Source organism: Paenibacillus sp. OT2-17 (genome assembly GCF_009827695.1).
In the GTDB taxonomy this organism is placed as follows: domain Bacteria; phylum Bacillota; class Bacilli; order Paenibacillales; family Paenibacillaceae; genus Paenibacillus; species Paenibacillus polymyxa_B.
In genome coordinates, this window is the sequence record NZ_WUDQ01001014.1 from 1 (window position 1) to 652 (window position 652).

Sequence of the window (652 nt, forward strand, 5' to 3'; positions counted from 1 at the left end):
ATTTTGACCAATTCCCCGCGTCATCCGCATGGAATCAAAGTGCGTTTGGCAGACGGACAGGTTGGGCGTGTCAAACATATCGTAACGAACGAAGGCTAGAGCTTTGGGTGAGGAGGAATGAAGATGAATCAGGCAACGGCATGGTCTAAAAATGATCGCTACCCGCTTGTTTTACTTGTATTGCTGGCGCTTGCCCTCATTTGGTCTTTAATTCGCCCGGCGGATCATTTTACATGGGTACTGGAAGTTCTCCCGGCAGTTTTGGGAGCTGTGCTGCTGGCGGCTTTGTACCGTAGATTTCGGTTTACCAATCTGGTATACACCCTAATCTGGCTGCACGCATTGATCCTGATTGTCGGTGGACATTATACCTATGCCGAAATGCCACTGTTCAACTGGATTCGGGATACGTTCGGACTGGAGCGCAATTATTATGATCGACTTGGGCATTTTGTACAAGGTTTTGTACCTGCACTCATTGTCAGGGAAGTGCTGTTGCGTAAAACGGCCTTGGGAAGCGGGAGCTGGCTCACTTTCCTCACGGTTAGTGTGTGTCTTGCGATCAGCGCTGTGTACGAGCTGATTGAGTTTGCTGTAGCCAAGGCAACCGGAACGGCAGCAGAAGCCTTTTTGGACACACAGGGAGATGTAT

Annotated in this window: 2 protein-coding genes; both read left to right on the plus strand. The window is 49.7% G+C overall.

Features of this window, described 5'->3' with window-relative positions; translation table 11 throughout:
- Positions 1-99: DUF2196 domain-containing protein (locus tag GRP75_RS28780; protein ID WP_160791091.1), on the plus strand; the 99-nt coding region annotated here is incomplete at its 5' end.
- A 24-nt stretch (positions 100-123) separates the two neighbouring features.
- A partial coding sequence (locus GRP75_RS28785; RefSeq protein ID WP_160791092.1) for a DUF2238 domain-containing protein occupies positions 124-652 on the plus strand: 529 nt, incomplete at its 3' end.